The sequence below is a fragment of the Bacteroides sp. AM37-9 genome, assembly GCF_003603455.1.
GTDB lineage: Bacteria > Bacteroidota > Bacteroidia > Bacteroidales > Bacteroidaceae > Bacteroides > Bacteroides xylanisolvens.
In genome coordinates this window covers 185,164-203,815 of record NZ_QTNF01000001.1, presented here as the reverse complement: position 1 = coordinate 203,815, position 18,652 = coordinate 185,164, and the positions used below count along the sequence as shown (strand labels likewise).

The 18,652-nt window shown below is 43.2% G+C and carries 10 protein-coding genes; 3 read left to right on the top strand and 7 right to left on the bottom strand.

Annotated elements, in window-relative coordinates:
• Nucleotides 1-162 precede the first annotated feature (162 nt).
• The 3 genes from DW862_RS00700 (at nucleotide 163) to DW862_RS00690 (ending at nucleotide 4,112) form a co-directional block, all read left to right on the top strand.
• Nucleotides 163-2,802, top strand: a complete 2,640-nt coding sequence (locus DW862_RS00700) for a glycoside hydrolase family 2 protein (protein WP_117683202.1) — start codon at nucleotides 163-165, stop codon at nucleotides 2,800-2,802.
• Between the two features lie 161 nt (nucleotides 2,803-2,963).
• The gene (locus DW862_RS00695; protein ID WP_004299750.1) at nucleotides 2,964-3,275 is read left to right on the top strand and encodes an iron-sulfur cluster assembly protein; all 312 of its coding nucleotides are present in this window, start codon (nucleotides 2,964-2,966) and stop codon (nucleotides 3,273-3,275) included.
• A gap of 72 nt (nucleotides 3,276-3,347) precedes the next feature.
• The gene (locus DW862_RS00690; RefSeq protein ID WP_004299751.1) at nucleotides 3,348-4,112 is read left to right on the top strand and encodes a UDP-2,3-diacylglucosamine diphosphatase; all 765 of its coding nucleotides are present in this window, start codon (nucleotides 3,348-3,350) and stop codon (nucleotides 4,110-4,112) included.
• A gap of 165 nt (nucleotides 4,113-4,277) precedes the next feature.
• Here DW862_RS00690 and DW862_RS00685 read toward each other — a convergent pair whose 3' ends face one another.
• The 7 genes from DW862_RS00685 to DW862_RS00655 form a co-directional block, all read right to left on the bottom strand.
• Nucleotides 4,278-6,554 carry an alpha-amylase family glycosyl hydrolase gene (locus tag DW862_RS00685; protein ID WP_004305044.1) on the bottom strand — a complete coding sequence of 759 codons (2,277 nt, stop codon included), beginning with the start codon at nucleotides 6,552-6,554 and terminating at the stop codon, nucleotides 4,278-4,280.
• A 163-nt stretch (nucleotides 6,555-6,717) separates the two neighbouring features.
• Nucleotides 6,718-8,199: a DUF5115 domain-containing protein gene (locus DW862_RS00680; protein WP_004305043.1), complete on the bottom strand. Its 1,482-nt coding sequence runs from the start codon at nucleotides 8,197-8,199 to the stop codon at nucleotides 6,718-6,720.
• 25 nt (nucleotides 8,200-8,224) lie between these two features.
• Entirely contained in the window at nucleotides 8,225-9,397 is a 1,173-nt protein-coding gene (locus DW862_RS00675) for a SusF/SusE family outer membrane protein (protein WP_004324583.1), read from the bottom strand.
• Nucleotides 9,398-9,432: 35 nt separating this feature from the next.
• Nucleotides 9,433-11,043: a starch-binding outer membrane lipoprotein SusD gene (susD, locus tag DW862_RS00670; protein WP_117610623.1), complete on the bottom strand. Its 1,611-nt coding sequence runs from the start codon at nucleotides 11,041-11,043 to the stop codon at nucleotides 9,433-9,435.
• A gap of 29 nt (nucleotides 11,044-11,072) precedes the next feature.
• A complete protein-coding gene (locus DW862_RS00665) occupies nucleotides 11,073-14,120 on the bottom strand; it encodes a TonB-dependent receptor (protein WP_004299756.1) in 3,048 nt (1,015 codons plus the stop codon).
• A 105-nt stretch (nucleotides 14,121-14,225) separates the two neighbouring features.
• Nucleotides 14,226-16,442: a glycoside hydrolase family 97 protein gene (locus tag DW862_RS00660; RefSeq protein WP_004299757.1), complete on the bottom strand. Its 2,217-nt coding sequence runs from the start codon at nucleotides 16,440-16,442 to the stop codon at nucleotides 14,226-14,228.
• 197 nt (nucleotides 16,443-16,639) lie between these two features.
• A complete protein-coding gene (locus tag DW862_RS00655) occupies nucleotides 16,640-18,493 on the bottom strand; it encodes a glycoside hydrolase family 13 protein (RefSeq protein WP_004299758.1) in 1,854 nt (617 codons plus the stop codon).
• Nucleotides 18,494-18,652: the final 159 nt, after the last annotated feature.

Genomic DNA, 18,652 nt, shown 5'->3' with positions numbered 1-18,652 from the left:
CTGACAGGTATTAGTTTGAATCCCCTTATTTATCCTTGTTTTGTATATGAAGAGGACAAATAGGGGGATTCGTATCTGGAATATACTATCTTTGTATGTCGAAGACATCTTTGGGTTGATTGCGACAGACAACATGACATTCATTATAAAATAAAACTTTATATGAGACGAATCTTTGTTAGCTTACTGCTTTTATCTCTGTTTTTTATGGGTTATGCCCATGAGCCGGAATTTTCAACAGCCGGTTTCTTCCGGTTACCGGATACCGGGCGTGATGTGTACTCGATGAATCCTGCCTGGCGCTTTTATAAAGGAAGTGTGGTGGGTGCCGAAGCAAAAGAATTTGACGACAAAACCTGGCAGGTGGTGTCTTTACCTAATGGTATCGAGTATCTTCCTACTGAGGCTAGTGGTTGCATCAATTATCAGGGGGAAGTATGGTATCGTAAACACTTTACTCCATCCGAAGCATTGAAAGGAAAGAAACTGTTTCTGCACTTTGAAGCCATTATGGGTAAAAGTAAGATTTATGTAAACGGTAAATTATTGGCAGAGCACTTTGGAGGCTATCTTCCCGTATCGGTAGATGTGACTGATGCATTAAAGTGGGGAGAGGACAATGTGATTGCGGTGTGGGCTGATAATAGCGACGATCCGACCTATGCGCCTGGAAAACCACAAGATGTGTTAGATTATGCCTATTTGGGAGGCATTTATCGGGATTGCTGGCTGATTGCACATAATTATGTGTTTATCACGGATCCGAATTACGAGAACGAAATAGCAGGAGGCGGACTGTTTATTGCCACAGATCGTGTATCGGAGCAATCGGCAGATATTCTCTTGAAAGCGCATATACGTAATGAAGACAAACAGGGCTTTGCAGGAAAAATTTCCTATTCTTTAGTAGACCGTGAAGGAAAAGAAGTGGCATCGTCAGATGTGAAACTGAATATCCGTAAAGGGACTGCGACAAGTCATAATGGAAAGATGAAAGTAGAGCAGCCGCATTTATGGACTCCTGAATCACCTTATCTGTATAATCTGTGTGTACGTATTTATGATAAGAATGGAAATGTAGTAGACGGTTATCGTCGTCGCGTCGGTATCCGTAGTATCGAATTTAAGGGAAAAGATGGCTTCTGGCTGAATGGAAAACCTTATGGTAAACCTTTGATGGGAGCTAATCGGCATCAGGATTTTGCAGTTGTAGGAAATGCGGTTGCCAATAGTATTCACTGGCGTGATGCCAAGAAACTGAAAGATTTGGGGCTGGAAGTAATCCGTAATGCACATTGTCCGCAAGACCCGGCTTTTATGGATGCCTGTGATGAACTTGGCCTGTTTGTTATCGTGAATACTCCGGGATGGCAATTCTGGAATGACGAACCCATTTTTGCCAAACGGGTTTATAATGATATACGTAATATGGTTCGCCGTGACCGTAACCATCCTTGTGTATGGCTGTGGGAACCAATCTTGAATGAGACATGGTATCCGGAAGATTTTGCCGGGCGTGTGAAAGGGATTGTTGATGAGGAATATCCTTATCCATCCTGCTATTCCGGTTGTGATGTGCAAGCCAAGGGCTCGCAATATTTTCCGGTGCAGTTTACCCATCCGATGGATCTTTCAAAACGTGATCCTAAAATAACTTACTTTACACGCGAGTGGGGAGATAATGTCGATGATTGGAGTTCGCACAATTCTCCAAGTCGCACAGCCCGTAACTGGGGAGAACAGCCCATGCTTATACAGGCTGCTCATTACGCTTCTCCTTATTATAATTACATTTGCTATGATGGTTTGTATAAAGAGTCTCCCTGGCATGTGGGCGGATGCTTGTGGCATTCGTTCGATCATCAGCGGGGATACCACCCGGACCCGTTCTATGGTGGATTGATGGATGTATTCCGTCAGCCTAAGTATTCTTATTATATGTTTAAGGCGCAACGTCCGGCTGTCGTTTCCGAGAGTTTGGCAGAAAGCGGACCGATGGTTTATATCGCTCACGAGATGACACCGTTCTCAAGCAGAGATGTAACGGTGTATTCCAACTGCGATGAAGTTCGTTTGACTGTGAATAAAGATGGGCAAACTTATACCTATAAAAAAGACAAGACACGAAAAGGAATGCCTTCTCCGGTAATAACTTTCCCCGGGATATTTGACTTTATGGTTGATAAGAAGATGACTCGTGAAAAGCATGATGCGGACGTCTATTTCCTGGCAGAAGGACTGATGGATGGCAAGGTGGTGGCTACACATAAAGTAATGCCCGCCCGCCGTGCAGAACAGATTCGTTTGAGAGTAGACAACGAAGGAATCGGACTGCGTGCTGATGGATCTGATTTTGTTACTGTTGTGGCAGAAATCACGGATAAGAATGGAAATGTAAAGCGTTTGAATAATTATTATATCAAGTTCTTTGTAGAAGGAGAGGGACGTATTTTGGGCGGAGCTAATGTCTTGGCAAATCCTGCTCCGGTGAAATGGGGCAGTGCTCCCGTATTGATCCAGTCGACCACGACTCCCGGAAAGATTAAGGTAAGAGCCAGTGTTTTGTTTGAGGGATCACAGATGCCTGTAAGCGGTGAACTGGAACTAACATCTTCCGTTCCAATGTATCCATTGATATTTGATAAGAAAGAAGAAGCGCTGCCTAAGCCATCCGAATCGTTCTCCATGGACAAGAAGAGTGATGCTGAACTGGAGTTGGAACGCCGCCGTCGTGAACTGAATGAATTAAAACTGAAAGAAGTGGAGCAACAACAGACAGATTTCGGTGAGAAAGTAGATTAAGACTACTCATTACAACAATTTACTGTTCCGGTGTGTTTTTTAGTAACCGGAGATAGAGAGTAAATGATATATTCTTTAGGCACGGGATACGCATTCCGTGCCTAATTTTTTATGTTTCATTTTTTATCTCTATCTTTGCGATACATAATAAATAAGGACGTATGGAAAAAATTGAAATAGAAGAGAAGATTGTAGCTATGCTAAAGACAGTGTACGATCCGGAGATTCCGGTCAATGTATACGATCTTGGACTGATTTATAAGATTGACGTCTCCGATAGTGGAGAAGCGGCACTCGATATGACGCTGACAGCTCCCAATTGTCCGGCTGCTGATTTTATTATGGAGGATATTCGCCAAAAAGTGGAGTCAGTAGAAGGAGTGAATTCCGCCACCATCAATCTGGTCTTCGAACCTGAATGGGATAAAGACATGATGAGTGAAGAAGCCAAATTGGAATTAGGTTTTCTTTAATCGTTCTATGTCAGGCAGTGCTCTGATTTTATAAGTTGTAATTCGTTATTAGATCTCGTAACTGGTAATTAAATGAAGAACATTTATTTTCTTTCCGATGCACATCTTGGTTCTCGTGCTATTGAGCACGGGCGTACTCAAGAACGGCGTTTGGTGAACTTCCTCGATAGTATAAAGCATAAGGCTTCCGCCATTTATCTACTGGGAGATATGTTCGACTTCTGGTATGAATTCCGGCTGGTAGTTCCTAAGGGGTACACCCGTTTCTTGGGGAAGCTCTCCGAACTAACAGATATGGGTGTAGAGGTGCATTTTTTTATAGGTAATCATGACATCTGGTGTGGAGACTATCTCACCAAAGAGTGTGGTGTCATCATGCATCGCGAACCATTGACTACTGAAATCTACGGAAAGGAGTTTTATCTTGCTCATGGTGACGGCTTGGGTGATCCGGATAAGAAGTTCAAGCTACTTCGTTCGATGTTCCACAGCAAAACTTTGCAAACGATGTTTTCTGCTATTCATCCCCGCTGGAGTGTTGAATTGGGTTTAACATGGGCTAAGCACAGCCGACAAAAACGGGCGGACGGAAAGGAACCGGATTATATGGGAGAAAACAAGGAACACTTGGTACTATATACCAAAGACTACTTGAAAAGCCATCCCAATATCAACTTCTTTATTTACGGACATCGTCACATTGAACTGGATTTGATGTTGAGCGCCACCTCCCGTGTGTTGATTTTGGGAGACTGGATTAACTTCTTCTCTTATGCCGTGTTTGACGGAGAGAATCTCTTTTTGGAAGAGTATATCGAGGGAGAGACACAGGTCTAATTATGTTTCAACAAAATAAAAGGTCAGGCATAATACGGAACAAAATATAAAACAAGGGCACAAAGAAGTAGCAGAAAAATAACCTGCCATCTTTGTGCCTTTGTCGTTAGAGAATCTTCAATGCTTATTAGTTAAATCTTCCTTTCTGCTCAAAACACCCGCTCGTTATTCGGCAAAGTTGGTGTATAAGCGGAACTCGTGTGCAGGAACACTGATCTTTTTTTCTCCCTCCACGGGATTCCCATTTTCCAGATATAGATACCATGTACCTTCAGGAATAGTATAATCGATAGATGCATTGGTGAAATTCGCATACACATGAAGTTGTTTCCCATTCACAGCTTTCAATGTCAGTGTACGTCCATTATCCCAATCATTATAACTGACTTTCCAGGTAAATTGAGAAGAAGCGTTGAATAAATCGGAGTGTGTTGTCCGTAGAGTGATTAGTTTTGTATAAATATCTACCAAGCTTTTACGCTCTGTCTGATATTCCCAAAGGACTGGTTTCTTTCCGGTACGTCCATTTTCGTCTATTGAAATATCATACCCCATTTCGCCGAATTGCCAAAGCATTTTCGGACCTGGAACCGTAAAGAAGAATGCGGCGTTGGATGATAACTGTTTGAGCCGTTCGGACAGGTTGGTTTTTAAGGCTCCATTTCCGTATTCAATCTGTTTATAGGCACACCGCTCTTCGTCATGACTTTCCATATAGCCCACAAATTGATTCGGACGGGTGGTGTCATATAATCCGGAGAAATCACTATTATCTTTCCAGCCCATAGCCGACTGACAATAAGAATGGTTCATATTCCTCCAAAAATGAATTCCTTCTGTGGCTAAAGTTGTTTCTTCATTTGCACAGAAATGTTCCATGGTAACCATTGCATCTTCTTTGACAGCTTTTACGGCTTCGTAGTATTCTTTCAGTACTGATACACGAGCAGGGTCGGTTGCCGCCAAATCATCATCACCTGTTGTCTGTTTCTGTGTGAAACCTTTGGTGAAATCGAAACGGAAACCGTCGATGTGGTAAGTATCTAACAGATATTTCAGGTTGCGTTTGACAAAAGCTTTTGTTTGTTCTGAAGTGTGATTGAAATCATCCGGTGAAAAAACATACTTCTGATGCGGTGTTACAGCGTTCAGCCATGGATTCTTAGTGGAAGGGCGGTTATTAAACGTATCCCAGTACATACGGGCAAACGGATTATCATTGTTCGTATGGTTGTAGACTACATCGAAAATAACGGCGATTCCATTCTGATGGCAGGCGTCAATAAAAGCTTTATATTCATTTTGAGTTCCATACGAGGCATCCAGTGCAAAGTATAGTCCGGTGTTGTATCCCCAACTGTCATTACCTGCAAATTCTTGTACAGGCATCAGTTCGATAGCATCTATTCCCAGTTCTTTTAAGTAAGGCAGCTTTTCCATTGCTCCTGCCAGATTTCCACTGGAAGTAAAATCCCGCAACAAGAGCTCATAGATAACCGGATTTTCTTTATTCTTCATCTCAAATTCTCCGGCACTCCATTGATAGGGTTGTGGGTTTGTGCTTACGACTGATACGTAAGGTGCTTGTGCGCCAGTGGGAAAGTTGGTATCCACTCCCTTTTCCAATGCTTGCTCACAATAAGGATCGCACAAGTAAGTACCGCCATCCGAAGCACTGTACACAAAGTACTGGAACTGTGTTTCACCGGCAGTCAATTCCTCCAGAGTGATCCACCAGCAATGGTTTGTTTCGTCATATTTCATCATGTAGCGACTATCCAGTTTCCAGTTGTTGAAATTACCTGTTACAAATACACAATCTTTATGACCGCCCTGACTGTCCTTATCATATAATACAAGCGTTATCGAAGTGGCCGAATGGATATGAATACCCTCTTTTTCTTCTCCGGATATGGGGAGAGGGGCTTTTTGCGGTTCTTCCCAGATAAATCCGTTTTGACTATCTTCTACTAAAGTTGCGTAATCGTAGGTTTGTTGGCTACCTTCCGCATCACGTACAATCAGGTTAATGGTCTGTAAGGGAGTAGATGGAGCAACAGAATAGAAATGGCGGATAGATGAGGAAAGGGTGATACTCCACACATTGTCCTTTGTCTTTTTCAGTCTGTATTTATTCTGATTATCTCCCCATGTAGGTGCACCTGTCCAGTTTGCTCCTGTTCCGGAGTGTAAGTACAAGTCGTCAGCGTAACCATAGAAGTTACTTCCTTCGGGTGCTTTGAAGGTGATAGTCAGTGGTTCATCCGCTTTAGGAATAGCCGGATCAAAATTAAATCCGTCGTGGAGAACTTGTTCTTCCGGGGCAGGATCAGTTCCGGACGAAGGACGCTCGCCCGGCATCAACGGATCATCATCTGAACAAGCTCCAAAGCTGTTGAGTATCAGCAATAAAAGGAGCCAAATATATTTAAAGTCTTTCATAAGCCTTATTTTAGAATTCTTCTTCCAATGTAGTGGTACTATATTTAGCTTTGAGTGTGTCAGATTTCGATCATATCTCAAATCTCCTCTTTCCCGAAGAAGGAGACTTGAGATATGATCGTAATTGATTCTACTCGTTGTGCTGTTTAAGAGTGTCTGATAGTTATTCGACTTTACCTTTGCCTGTCGTAAAGTTAATATGGACTTTCTGACCGGCTTTTACATTACATTCGTAGCCAAGTTCGCTTAGATTATCCGATACGTTCTTATTCTCACGGTAAACGATAGTACCATCGCCTTCATTAGCCAGATCAAGTGTAAATTCGCTCTTCCACCAGCCTCCGGCATCTACAGCCGTAGTAGAAATACGTGCCATGCCTGTAACGGTTGCTGCCGGTGATATGAAGTCGCTTGTTTTATCGGTCGGAATCCTGAACAAGGTCGTTTCATCGCAATTCCACGAATTGTTAATCACACCTCCCAACAGGTAAACTTCCGGCAAACGGAATGAAATTGTTTTTCCTTCTGTAGTCACTGCGACAATTACCAGATACCATCCGGATTTACCAATGCCAATATTGCCTCCTGAGGATGTTAATTCGGCGAAATCAATTGCTTCCGGAGATAAGATTTCTTCGTCATAACCAAAGTCTCCTTCCCATTTTCTAACCGGAGCAAACTTGATTTGGTCTCCCGCCGTATAATATTGTATACTCCAGAACATTCCGGGAGTCTGTGTGACAGGAACCATTTCAGGAGCTACTGCCCAATCCCACCCAAGACTGTACGGAGATCCATTGATGTACATGTGCTCGGGTAGATCCTCCTTGATTGTGTATGTATAATCTTCTACATTAATCGTAATTTTCATTTTCTTTCCGCCGGCGCAGGTGAGATTATCCGGGTCGGCTCCTTCTTTATCCCTGAAAGCCAATAATCCCGGATCCGGATCTTCTATTACTTTGGAAGCACCCAAGGCTCTTTGCCAGGCATCCGGAGCTTCTATCGCACTTCCCGGGACAATCTTGAAATCAAACTTCTCTTCCGACTCGACGACTACTGAAAAGAGATACTGATTGTCTTTGTCTACTTCGAGCTTTGTGGCTGTCGATTTGTCCATCTGCCAGCTGTTTAGATCACCTACTATATAGTATTCCGTATCCACAGCCGGAGTTGCGACCGGAGTGATGGCAGATTGCATTTCCGGGTATTCAGTCAGTGAAGTTGCTTCACCGTTGGTTGTCATGACTACCGGTGTCAGCTTTAAAGTGACTTCGCGCTCTAAAGATTTTTGTGACTTATACAAACTTGCCACTTTTTGGTCAAGTTCTGTCAACCTGACTTTTATATTCCCATCTTTTACTTTTGACGGTAGATTTAATATCTGCCCTTCGGCAACTAATTCTATATTACAAGCTGTGAGTGAGAAGTTTTCTGCAATCGAAGAAACAGAGGCGATTACCACAGAATCGCCCGGCTGTTCTTCAAGTTTCATACTGGCAACCGGAGTTATATCTACCATTGCAGTTATAGCTTCTTCCTGGGGATTGGACTGGGGATCAGCCCAGTCCTTAAAATCTTCATCGCAAGCGGTGAAAGCTGCCGAAGCAAGCAACAGACACGCCATATATGATAATCTTTTCATGATATTCAGTTATTAAAGTTAACGATTATTGAGTAACGGAACCTGTTTTCTGAACAAAGTTCAGATTTATTTTCTGCCCTGCCTTAACGTTTATCGCATATTCAGGACCTATTTCCGACCAACTGTCAATCACACTTTTGTTTTCACGGAACACGATTTTTCCATTAGGTATAGCGAACTCCGTACGCCACCAGTCTTCTCCCGGAACTTTGACGGACATACGCAATTCTCCGCCTCCGGTGCATACCGGTGAAACAAAGTCTGCATCTGCCGTTGTTGGTGCTTGGAATTTGCCTTTATCGCCGAATGTCCAATCTCCTATAGCATTGCCTATCAGACAAACTTCGCCCGGAGCAATATCCAGCGTAAAGGCATAATCAGTCCCTTTGATGCTTACAGACATGATCACTGTATACCAGCCTGTGACATTAACGCTGATATTTTGTCCGCCAAATCCATCATCCGATCCGGTGAATGCATCCGAGGCTATTGTCAGACGTGGATCGTTGAATCCGATGTATTCTCCTTCTTTAGTACCGAACTTGAACATATCAGTGCCTCCGAAATAGAATAAACCGAAGAACTTGGACATTCCGTTTACTGCTGCCAAAGGCACCCAGTTGCTCCAATTACTACCTGCCATCGAGCCATTGATAAATATACTGGAAGGTAATTCGAGAGGCGGTACAGCTTTATATCCCAATACTTTGGGAAGTTCAATTACATTCGAAAAAGCGATGCCACGACCACTATTGGTCAGTTCCGCTTTCAGGCGTACATAAACGGGTATGGGAGTGGTCGGAAATTCTTCATCGGAGGATGCACTCCACAAGTCTCCCAGTGCCAATGCAAATTCTAAAGCTTTCACTTCCATTTTGGCAGAAGAATGGGTAGTACCCAAAGTTGTATAATTAGCTTCCGTATTTGTCTCTGCATGAGCGTCAACGAAATTTTCTTCCAGTGAAATTTGTACTGAATAAGTGGTTGCCATCGGAATCCCGTAATCCGGTTGTGTACAGGTTAATTCCAATGATTCGGAGTTTTTAAGGTCGTACACGTTGTTGGAAGCAAAAGCTGGCACATTCAGTACGAACGTATCCGGTTCGTTCAACACAGGGTTGCTGTCACGGTCTGCTTCACAGGCGGACAGAGCTAGTAGCCCCATTGTCAATGTAAATAGTTTATATAGGTTTTTCATTGTTTTCAGTCTTTAAAACGTGAATAAAGGTTCTATCAATATCCCGGATTCTGAGTCATATTTGTATTCGTCAGCGTTTCTGTTTTCGGTATCGGATAGAGATTATAGATCGAACTCACACCGTTTCCTTCAAAGGAACCGCCTTTCCAATCCCAGAGGTAGGTGCTTGAGGTGAAATAGCCATAACGGATCAAATCTGTGCGTCTGAATCCTTCCAGATACAATTCGCGGGCACGTTCATCCAGAATATAATCTAATGTCAGGTTATTGGCAGAGGGTATTTCTGTTGCTTTGGCACGGTCTCTGAGGGCTTTGATATCCAACCAGGCATTTTGTTGTGCATTTGCGCCGCCTGCTCTCAAATAGGCTTCCGCGCGAATCAGATAAGCTTCCGCCAAACGGAAGAACGGAATGTCCGTATCAGGAATTTTAGCATCGTGAGCGGGTTGTCCGTCCGAGCGCAGATTACTCCATTTCATAAATGAAAGTCCGTCGGTGAATTTACCTACACTTTCCAGTTCGGCTTTGCGACCGGTTGTATAGAACAAGGCGCGTTCATCTTTTGCAGCAGCCTGCACATCTCTCACATTCTGCCATTTATTATCGGTATATTCGGTGAAAGGAATATCCTCACTGTTTGCGAAGAACTTGTCAACCAGTGCTTTGCGTGTACGGATACATTCCCAAGGGTCATTTGTTCCGCGATTCGGCATGTCGCTCTTTTGCGTTGCAGCAATCAGGAAGTAACTTCCTCCGTAACTCTTTGCTTGTACACCATCCTGACGGATAGAAAGGATGATTTCTTTTTTAGCATCGGGATTTTCATCATTGTCTGCCATAAAAAGTTGTTCGTAATTTCCACACAATCCGTATCCATTGGAGGGATCGAGCACTTTGCCGGCATAGGTGATAGCATCATTCCAACGCGGTTGTCCGGTGTATACTTCGGCATTGAGATACAAACGGGCACGCAGCAACCAGCAAGCAGCTTTGTCGGCACGTCCGAAAGGAGCTTGACGCGGTTCGCTCATATCATTTTCGATGCTTTCCAGTTCGCTTTCAATATAAGCGAACAGTTCGGAGGCCGTCTTTTGAGGAGGATTCTCTTTGGAGAAGTGTTCGGTGAAAGGAGCTTTTCCGAAGGTGTCCATCAGATAATAGTAAAATAAGGAACGGAGAAAACGGGCTTCGGCACGTTGCTGAACGGAGGTAGCATCCTCTTTTCCGGCGATCTGATTCAGGAAGAAATTGCAGAGTGTGATATTATATGCTAAACGATTATATAATATTTCTGTCTGCTGATGAGAGGAGTTCCAACGCATATAAGTTAGTTCGGGGATACCGGCATTTTCTTGCCAGGTCCATATCATCTCATCAGTGCCATATTCATTGTTAGTGAAAAGAGCGCGATAGAAACAGGATTGACCTTCGTCCTTTACTGCGATATCCGGATCTTCGCTCAATTTTTGTCCGGTAAGTCCCAGTGAAGCGTATAGTTTGGTAAAGTACATATCTTGGTCGAAGGTGGCAGTCATCTGAGGATCGATTGGAGATATATCCAGGTCATTGATACAGGAGGTCATTCCGGTGGTCAGGCTAAGGAACAACGCTGCTGAAACTATTGATTTTATATATTTGAACTTCATAATAGTCTACTTTTTAATAAATTACAATCTTAGAACTGAAGACTTAGCCCGAACAGGATAGTGATCGGATGAGGATAAATGTTCCTGTCAATACCTGCTACTCCGGCATCATTTCCTGAACTGATAACCGATTCAGGATCGAGTCCTGTATACTTGGTGATAACGAAGGGATTCTGTACAGTACCGTAAATACGGCCGTTGATACCTTTATAAGCCTGGGACTTCAGTAAATTTTTGAAGCTATAACCTACTGTTATGTTATCACAACGCAAGAATGAAGCATTCTCAACGAAACGATCGGACAGATAATAGTCTCCCTTTCCTTCAAATCCCAGATTCACGGCAGCTGTCGGGCGGTTGGAATAGTATCCATGATTAAAGATTCCTCCCTTGCCGACACTGGATTTACTGGCCAGTACGTCATTGTACACATAGTTATTCAGGCTGGCACGGAGGGCAAAGCTTAAATCCCAATTTTTATAAGTGAATTTGGAAGTCAGTCCCATCAATACGTCAGCGGCAGGTTTTTTATAGATATATTTGTCCGAAGCGTTGATGACACCATCTCCGTTACGGTCTACGAACATGTTTTCAATCGGTTTTCCATCCTTATCATACACTTGTTGGTAAACGAAGAATGAGTTCATCGGATAACCTACTTTCTGTACCTGGCAGGTTGCACCGCTAATACCAGTAGATACACCTCCGGTTTCTACATAGTAATTAGAATCATCTCCTCCGGTCAGTTTAGTGATTTCATTTTTGTTCCAAGTGATGTTATATCCCAAGTCCCAGACAAAATCTTTGGTTACAATAGGTTTGGCATTGATGGTGAATTCAAGCCCCGTATTTTTTAATGAACCGATGTTGCTGATCAGTTGGGTATTAAAGTTAGTCCCCGCCGCAATCTTTACGGTATTGATTAAATCGTCGGTTTTCCGGTAATAGTAATCCATCGAGCCGGAGATACGTCCGTTCAGGAAAGCAAAGTCGAAACCTGCGTTATAAGTCGTTGTCTCTTCCCATTTCAGGTCTTCGTTATAAGCTTTAGGACGCATAGTGCCATAATAGGTATCCCCGAAAGGATAATAACCTCCGGCTGCGTTGACGCGGTACAGTGCCATATAAGGGAAATCATAATCGTCGCCTAAGTTCTGCTGACCCGTGATACCCCATCCGAGGCGGAGTTTCAGATCTGACAATACTTCTACGTTTTTCAGGAAATTTTCTTCTTTCAGTTTCCATCCCAAAGCAACAGAAGGGAAGCTACTCCAACGGTTGTCTTTAGAGAAACGGGAAGAACCGTCCTGGCGGAAAGTGGCTGTCAGCAAATAACGGCTAAGTAATGTATAATTTACGCGGGCAAAATAAGAAACTAATGTACTGTGATGTCCCCAGGCTGTTTGTGAGCGCAGATTCGGATTGTAGGCTTCGCCTGTTAACGGATTTGTTCCTTGTCCGACTTTATATCCGGTATAGTGGAAATGTTGCTCTTCACCACCCAGTATTACGTCGACATAATGATCCCCGATTTCTTTGGAATATTGTGCATAGGCATTCACCGACAGGTTATATTTGTAGCCGTAGTCAGTCCCGTTCCAACCATAGTAATAAGAGCCCGGGGCATAAGGTGAATTTACATTCTTTTCCTTACCTTCCGAGTAGTCACCGCCTACGTTAGCATGGATATGTAGGTCAGGGAGGAAGTGGAATTTATAGTCTACTTCTACATTGCTGATAAAACTGGTGTTTCTGGAAGTATGTTTCTTTAGTTTCAGTAGGGAAACAGGGTTGGCGGTTGAATTACTTTCCAGTGTAAGCGGCCATTCCGGATCGTTATATGAACTACCGTCACTGGTCGGTTGGTAGAATCCACCGAAGTTTTTGTACATGTCCGAAGAGTCATATACAGGTTGGGTCGGGTCCATGGTCAAAGCTGCGCCGATAGCCCCGTCGTCAGCATAACGTTGGTTGGCCCACATCATTTTAGCATTGATATTGAACTTCAGGTGATCTTTAAAGAAAGAGGGTGTCAGATTGACGGAGGCGGTATAACGCTCGAAATTAGATGTCATCAGGATCCCATTCTGATTGGTGTAACCGAAAGAAACACGATAAGGCATATTTTTCAAACCACCGCTTACAGTCACGTTATGGTCTGTACTAACGGCTGTCTGGAAAATTTCTTTCTGCCAGTCAGTGTTTGCTTCACCGAAGGGGCTTGGAGCATTTCCTTCACCATAAAGTTTGGATACGTATCCTTTGAATTCATTGGCATCCATTACGTCTATTGTCTTTTGCAGTATACCGGCGGAAACGTTACCTTCATAGTTCACCTGTGGTTTGCTGCCTGCTTTCCCTTTCTTTGTAGTGATGATAATCACACCATTAGAAGCACGTGAACCATAGATGGCGGTGGCCGAAGCATCTTTCAAAACAGTGAAAGTTTCGATGTCATTCGGGTTTACCATTGCCAAAGGATTAGTCAAACCTTGCACACCGCTATTATCCATTGCCAGTCCGTCGATAACGATCAACGGATCGTTTTTGGCGTTCAATGATGAACCACCGCGAATACGAATCGTAGCTCCTCCACCCGGAGTACCGCTGGAAATTACATTCACACCGGCTATTTTACCTGTTATCATATCCTGTGCGCTGGTGGTTACTCCTTTGCTGATTTTATCCGGCTTGATGGCAGTAACTGATCCCGTCAAGTCGTTTTTCTTTACTGTTCCGTAACCTACAACGACTACGGCGTCCAATACTTGAGAGTCATCTTCCAGTGTGACCATTACCGAAGGAGCTGCTTTAATTTCTGCTGCTTTGTAACCGACGAATGTAATGGACAGAATAGAATTTTGAGGAACATTCAATGTGAAGTTACCGTCAAAGTCAGTGATGGTACCCGTTGTGGTACCCTTGGCAATGACATTGGCGCCAATCACGGGTTCGCCCATAGCATCTTTCACATGTCCTTTGACTGTGATTTGCTGTGCATAAGCGCCCAATGATAAAAACATCCCTATTAACAAGGGGAGAATCGTTTGAACGATTCTAAATTTAACTTGCTTCATGCATTTAAAAAATTAAAGTTAACAATATAGTAATATTATTTCTCTCTCTTAAAAGTTTCTTTAAAAATACCTATTGAAAACACTTTTTTTAAGACTATCCTTTATTTATAGTCTTTTCAATCCCTTAACCTCTGATTTGTTTTTCACCTCTTTGATACTGATTGCGTATCCACCGCCATTGGCAGCGTGCAGATTCAGTTTGCTTTTATTATTCAAGATACCTTTTTTGATGGTGTATGCCTGCGGGTTATCTTTCCAGTCGGCATCTTTGGCATCTGCGTATACGGTAGCGACGTATTGTTTTCCCGGTTCCAGGAAATCGAACGTTAATTGGGAGTCGTGGCCGTTTTCACCGGCTGTGCAGCCTATGTACCAGTCGTCCGTTCCTTTTGCTTTGCGGGCAATTGTGATGTATTCTCCCGGTTCTGCTTCCAGATAGATTGTTTTGTCCCAGTCGAGAGCGACGTCTTTGATAAACTGGAAAGCATCCATAAAGCGTTCGTAGTTTTCCGGAATATCGGCAGCCATCTGCAAAGGGCTATACATGGTGACATACAATGCCAGTTGGCGTGCAATGGTTGAACGTACCTGGGAGTTGTTTGCCGGATTCATCTGGTTACAGTGAGTCTCGAAGATGCCGGGAGTGTAATCCATCGGACCACCGACCAGGCGTGTGAAAGGCAGAATCGTCGTGTGGTATACTTTATTTCCTCCAAATGATTCATATTCTGTTCCACGGGCGGATTCATTACCGATCAGATTGGGATATGTACGGCAGATACCGGTTGGACGGGTTGCTTCGTGTGCATTGACCATGATTTTATAATCGGCGGCTTTTTTCACGGCATACAGGTAATGATTATTCATCCATTGACCGTAATGATGTTCTCCGCGTGGAATGATATTACCCACATAACCGCTTTTAACCGAGTTATATCCATTGTCTACCATGAATTGGTAAGCTTTATCCAGGTGACGTTCGTAGTTGCGAACAGATGCAGAAGTCTCATGGTGCATCATCATTTTAATTCCTTTGCTTGCAGCATAACGATGGATTTCCTGTACGTCGAAATCAGGATATGCAGTCAGGAAGTCAAATACATAGTCTTTGCTGTTGCCGAACCAGTCTTCCCATCCTTCATTCCAACCTTCTACCAGCACTGCATCAAATCCGTTGGCTGCGGCAAAGTCGATGTAACGTTTCACGTTAGCTGTATTGGCAGAATGTTTGCCGTTCGGTTTGGTTTTGGAGTAGTCTGTAACGCCAAGTTTCACGCTGGTCAGTTCATCTGTATAAGCCCAGGAACCTTTTCCGGTAATCATGTCCCACCATACGCCTATATATTTCACCGGTTTAATCCAGGAGGCGGCGTCTGCAATCTTACAAGGTTCGTTCAGGTTGAGGGTGATGCGGGAGGCGAGAATGTTACGTGCATCATCACTGACGATGATCGTACGCCACGGAGAGTTGCACGGAGTCTGCATGTAACCTTTATCCCCTTTTGCATCCGGTGTCAGCCAGGATTCGAATATCATGTTTTTGTCGTCCAGATTGAGGTGCATACAAGAATAATCAATCAAAGCGGCTTCGTGCAGATTGATGTATAAACCATCATCTGTTTTCATCATCAGTGCCGTCTGTACACCTGTCGGTGAAAATGGGGTTTGAGAAGAATTTGGAGTGATCGCCTGTTGCATCAAACCTCTGATTTCCGATAGACGGGAGATGGTGTAGTCGTACTCTTGAGTGTCGTAATCGCCCGGTATCCAGTATGCGATATGGTTGCCTGCCATGGCAAATTGGGAATGTTCTTCCTTGATAACGAAGTAGTTCAGTGATTTCTGTTGCGGAAATTCATAACGGAATCCCAAACCATCATTGAACAGGCGGAAGCGAACAACGATGGAACGGTCGTTCATTGGCTGAAACAGAATGACTGCCAGTTCGTTATACTGATTGCGGATTTCCTTTTCTTCTCCCCAGACTGGTTGCCAGGTTTCGTCAAAGGTAGTCGTTTGCGCATCTTTCAGCTTGAAGCCATTATAAAGATTGGATTTAGAATCGAGCTTGGTGAGGTCTCTGCGGTCTACCCAGTCAAAGTCGGTTCTGGTATTATCTTCTTTTTTCAATTCCAGTCCGAGAGTGCTCGGCTTAATTACCACCTTGCCTTTGTAAGTCAAGTCGTAGGTTGGTGCGCCTTCTTTGTTAACCTGAAAGGTCAGAACCAGATTGCCATCCGGTGAGGTCAGTTTCTGTTGTGCATTCGCAATGAATGAGATGCAAAGGAATGCGATGATCGAAAAAAACTTTTTCTTTTTCATTCTATTTATGGTATTAAATTGTAAGCTAACCGATATTTCTATTCCTGTTTGTTTCGGATATTGCAAATGTAGCAACCACCTTCACTTTTTTGCTTGATTAGAATAAAAATACAAGTTTGTATAAATGCTAGTATCTTGTTTTATAATTGTTTATCTATCTGATTTCATTGGATAAATATAAGTCGTAGTGAACTTGCTTAGAAGGCTAAAAGGTATATCCCACGGCTTGGAAGTGTTAATTCATTTCTTAATTCAATCTTTTTGTCTGTGAGCAAATCATGAGCAGACGAGGTGGAGAGTATTTCCTGATAAGGATGTAAGTCAATAGTCTGTTCCCGGTCGTTTCCATTCAGAAAGACAACGACTGATTGGTTACCGTATTTGCGTTCATAAACATAAATGCCTTTATTGGGTGCGAAATGTTTTAGTTTGCCTTTGGCGATGACTTCATTTCCTTTTCTCCATTGGAGCAGTTTTTGCATAAAAGAGAAGGCTTCATTTTGTTGCGGAGTACGGTTGGTTGCTTCAAAACAGTTTTTGGCGTCATTCTGCCAACCTCCCGGAAAGTCACATCGGAGTAATCCGTCTCCATTTGCTTTGTCGGCTGCCATCAGGATTTCAGTTCCATAATATATTTGTGGAATTCCACGGGTAGTCAGTAAGAATGTCAAGGCTTGTTTATATCGGTTCAGGTTCTTGGTATCTTCCTCCGAACGGTAGAAACGGGAAGTATCGTGATTATCGAGGAAGGTCAGCAGACTCATTGGATCGGCGTAGACAATATCCTGTGAGAGGTATTCGTAGAGTCTGAAAAGTCCTCCGTTCCATTCGGTGGTTTCTTCGTCGAAAGCTTTATTTATTTCTTCCATCAGTGGGAAATCCATGACAGTAGGAAGATAACTGTTTTTCGGATAAGCAAGTTTACTGTCTTTCTGCCAGTAGGAGATCAGTACATTGCTGCCCAGCCATGTCTCACCGACAATGTTGAATGAAGGATATTCATCATTGACCGCTTTGCACCAATGCGCCATCATTTCAAAGTCGGCGTAAGGATGTGTATCCTGGCGGATTCCGTTGATACCCGCATATTCTATCCACCAGATACTACTCTGTATCAGGTAAGTGGCTACGTGACGGTTTCGTTGGTTGAAGTCCGGCATAGTCAGTGTGAACCAACCGTCAATGGCCAGCTTTTTATCATAATCGGAAGTATAAGGGTCCATTTGGGTGGCAGTTTTGAAACTGGTCTGCATGTAGTTTCCCTCAAAGTTGAACCAATCTTTGGCAGGCATGTCTTTGAATAGATAATTGTTCGAACCGCAATGGTTGAAGATCATGTCCATGACTACCTTTAGCCCTTTAGCATTGGCTTCTTTTACGAGATTGCGAAACTCTTCATTGCTTCCGAGGCGACGGTCTACTTGATAGTAATCGGTGATGGCATATCCATGATAAGAGCCTTCCTTCATGTCATTTTCCTGAATCGGGTTAAGCCATATACTCGTAACTCCGAGGTCTGCAATATAATCCAAATGTTTCTCTATTCCTTTTAAATCACCGCCATGACGGGCGAAAGGTTCGTTGCGGTCTATGTTTGCTTCCAACATTCCGGGAATTATATCATTGGAGGGGTTGCCGTTGGCAAAGCGGTCCGGCATAATGAGATAAAGTACATCACTGGAGTTGAAGCCTTCTACTGCTGAAGCATTCTCTTTGCGCTGTTTAAGTTCGTATGGTATTTTAGTCTGTTTTTTACCTTGTTTCAGGAGAATGTCGAAGTGCTGAGGGATAGCTTTTGAAAGATCTAAATATAAGATCAGATAATTAGGATTTTCCTGTTTCACCACGTCCTGCAGGGTGATGTCATTAGAAGAAATACTTACCTCTGCGGATGATATGCCATCGCCGTATAGAAGTATTTGTAGTTCGGGATTCTTCATTCCTGCCCACCAAAAGGTAGGAGCCACTTTCTTTATATTGGTTGCGGCGAATGCTTGATGATAACCCGATAGAAGTAATAGTAAAATAGCAAATAACAAATTTCGTTTCATGGTAGCTAGATTTTTAACTGTTTGCTCGGAGAACCGATGATGCAAATGTAGGGGGATGCTGTGCACCTTTGTGAGATTAGAATGGAAATATAAACCTGTTATCTGACTATGTTGCTGATAATTAGTTGGATATTCTAATACCTTATGCCGAAAAATACA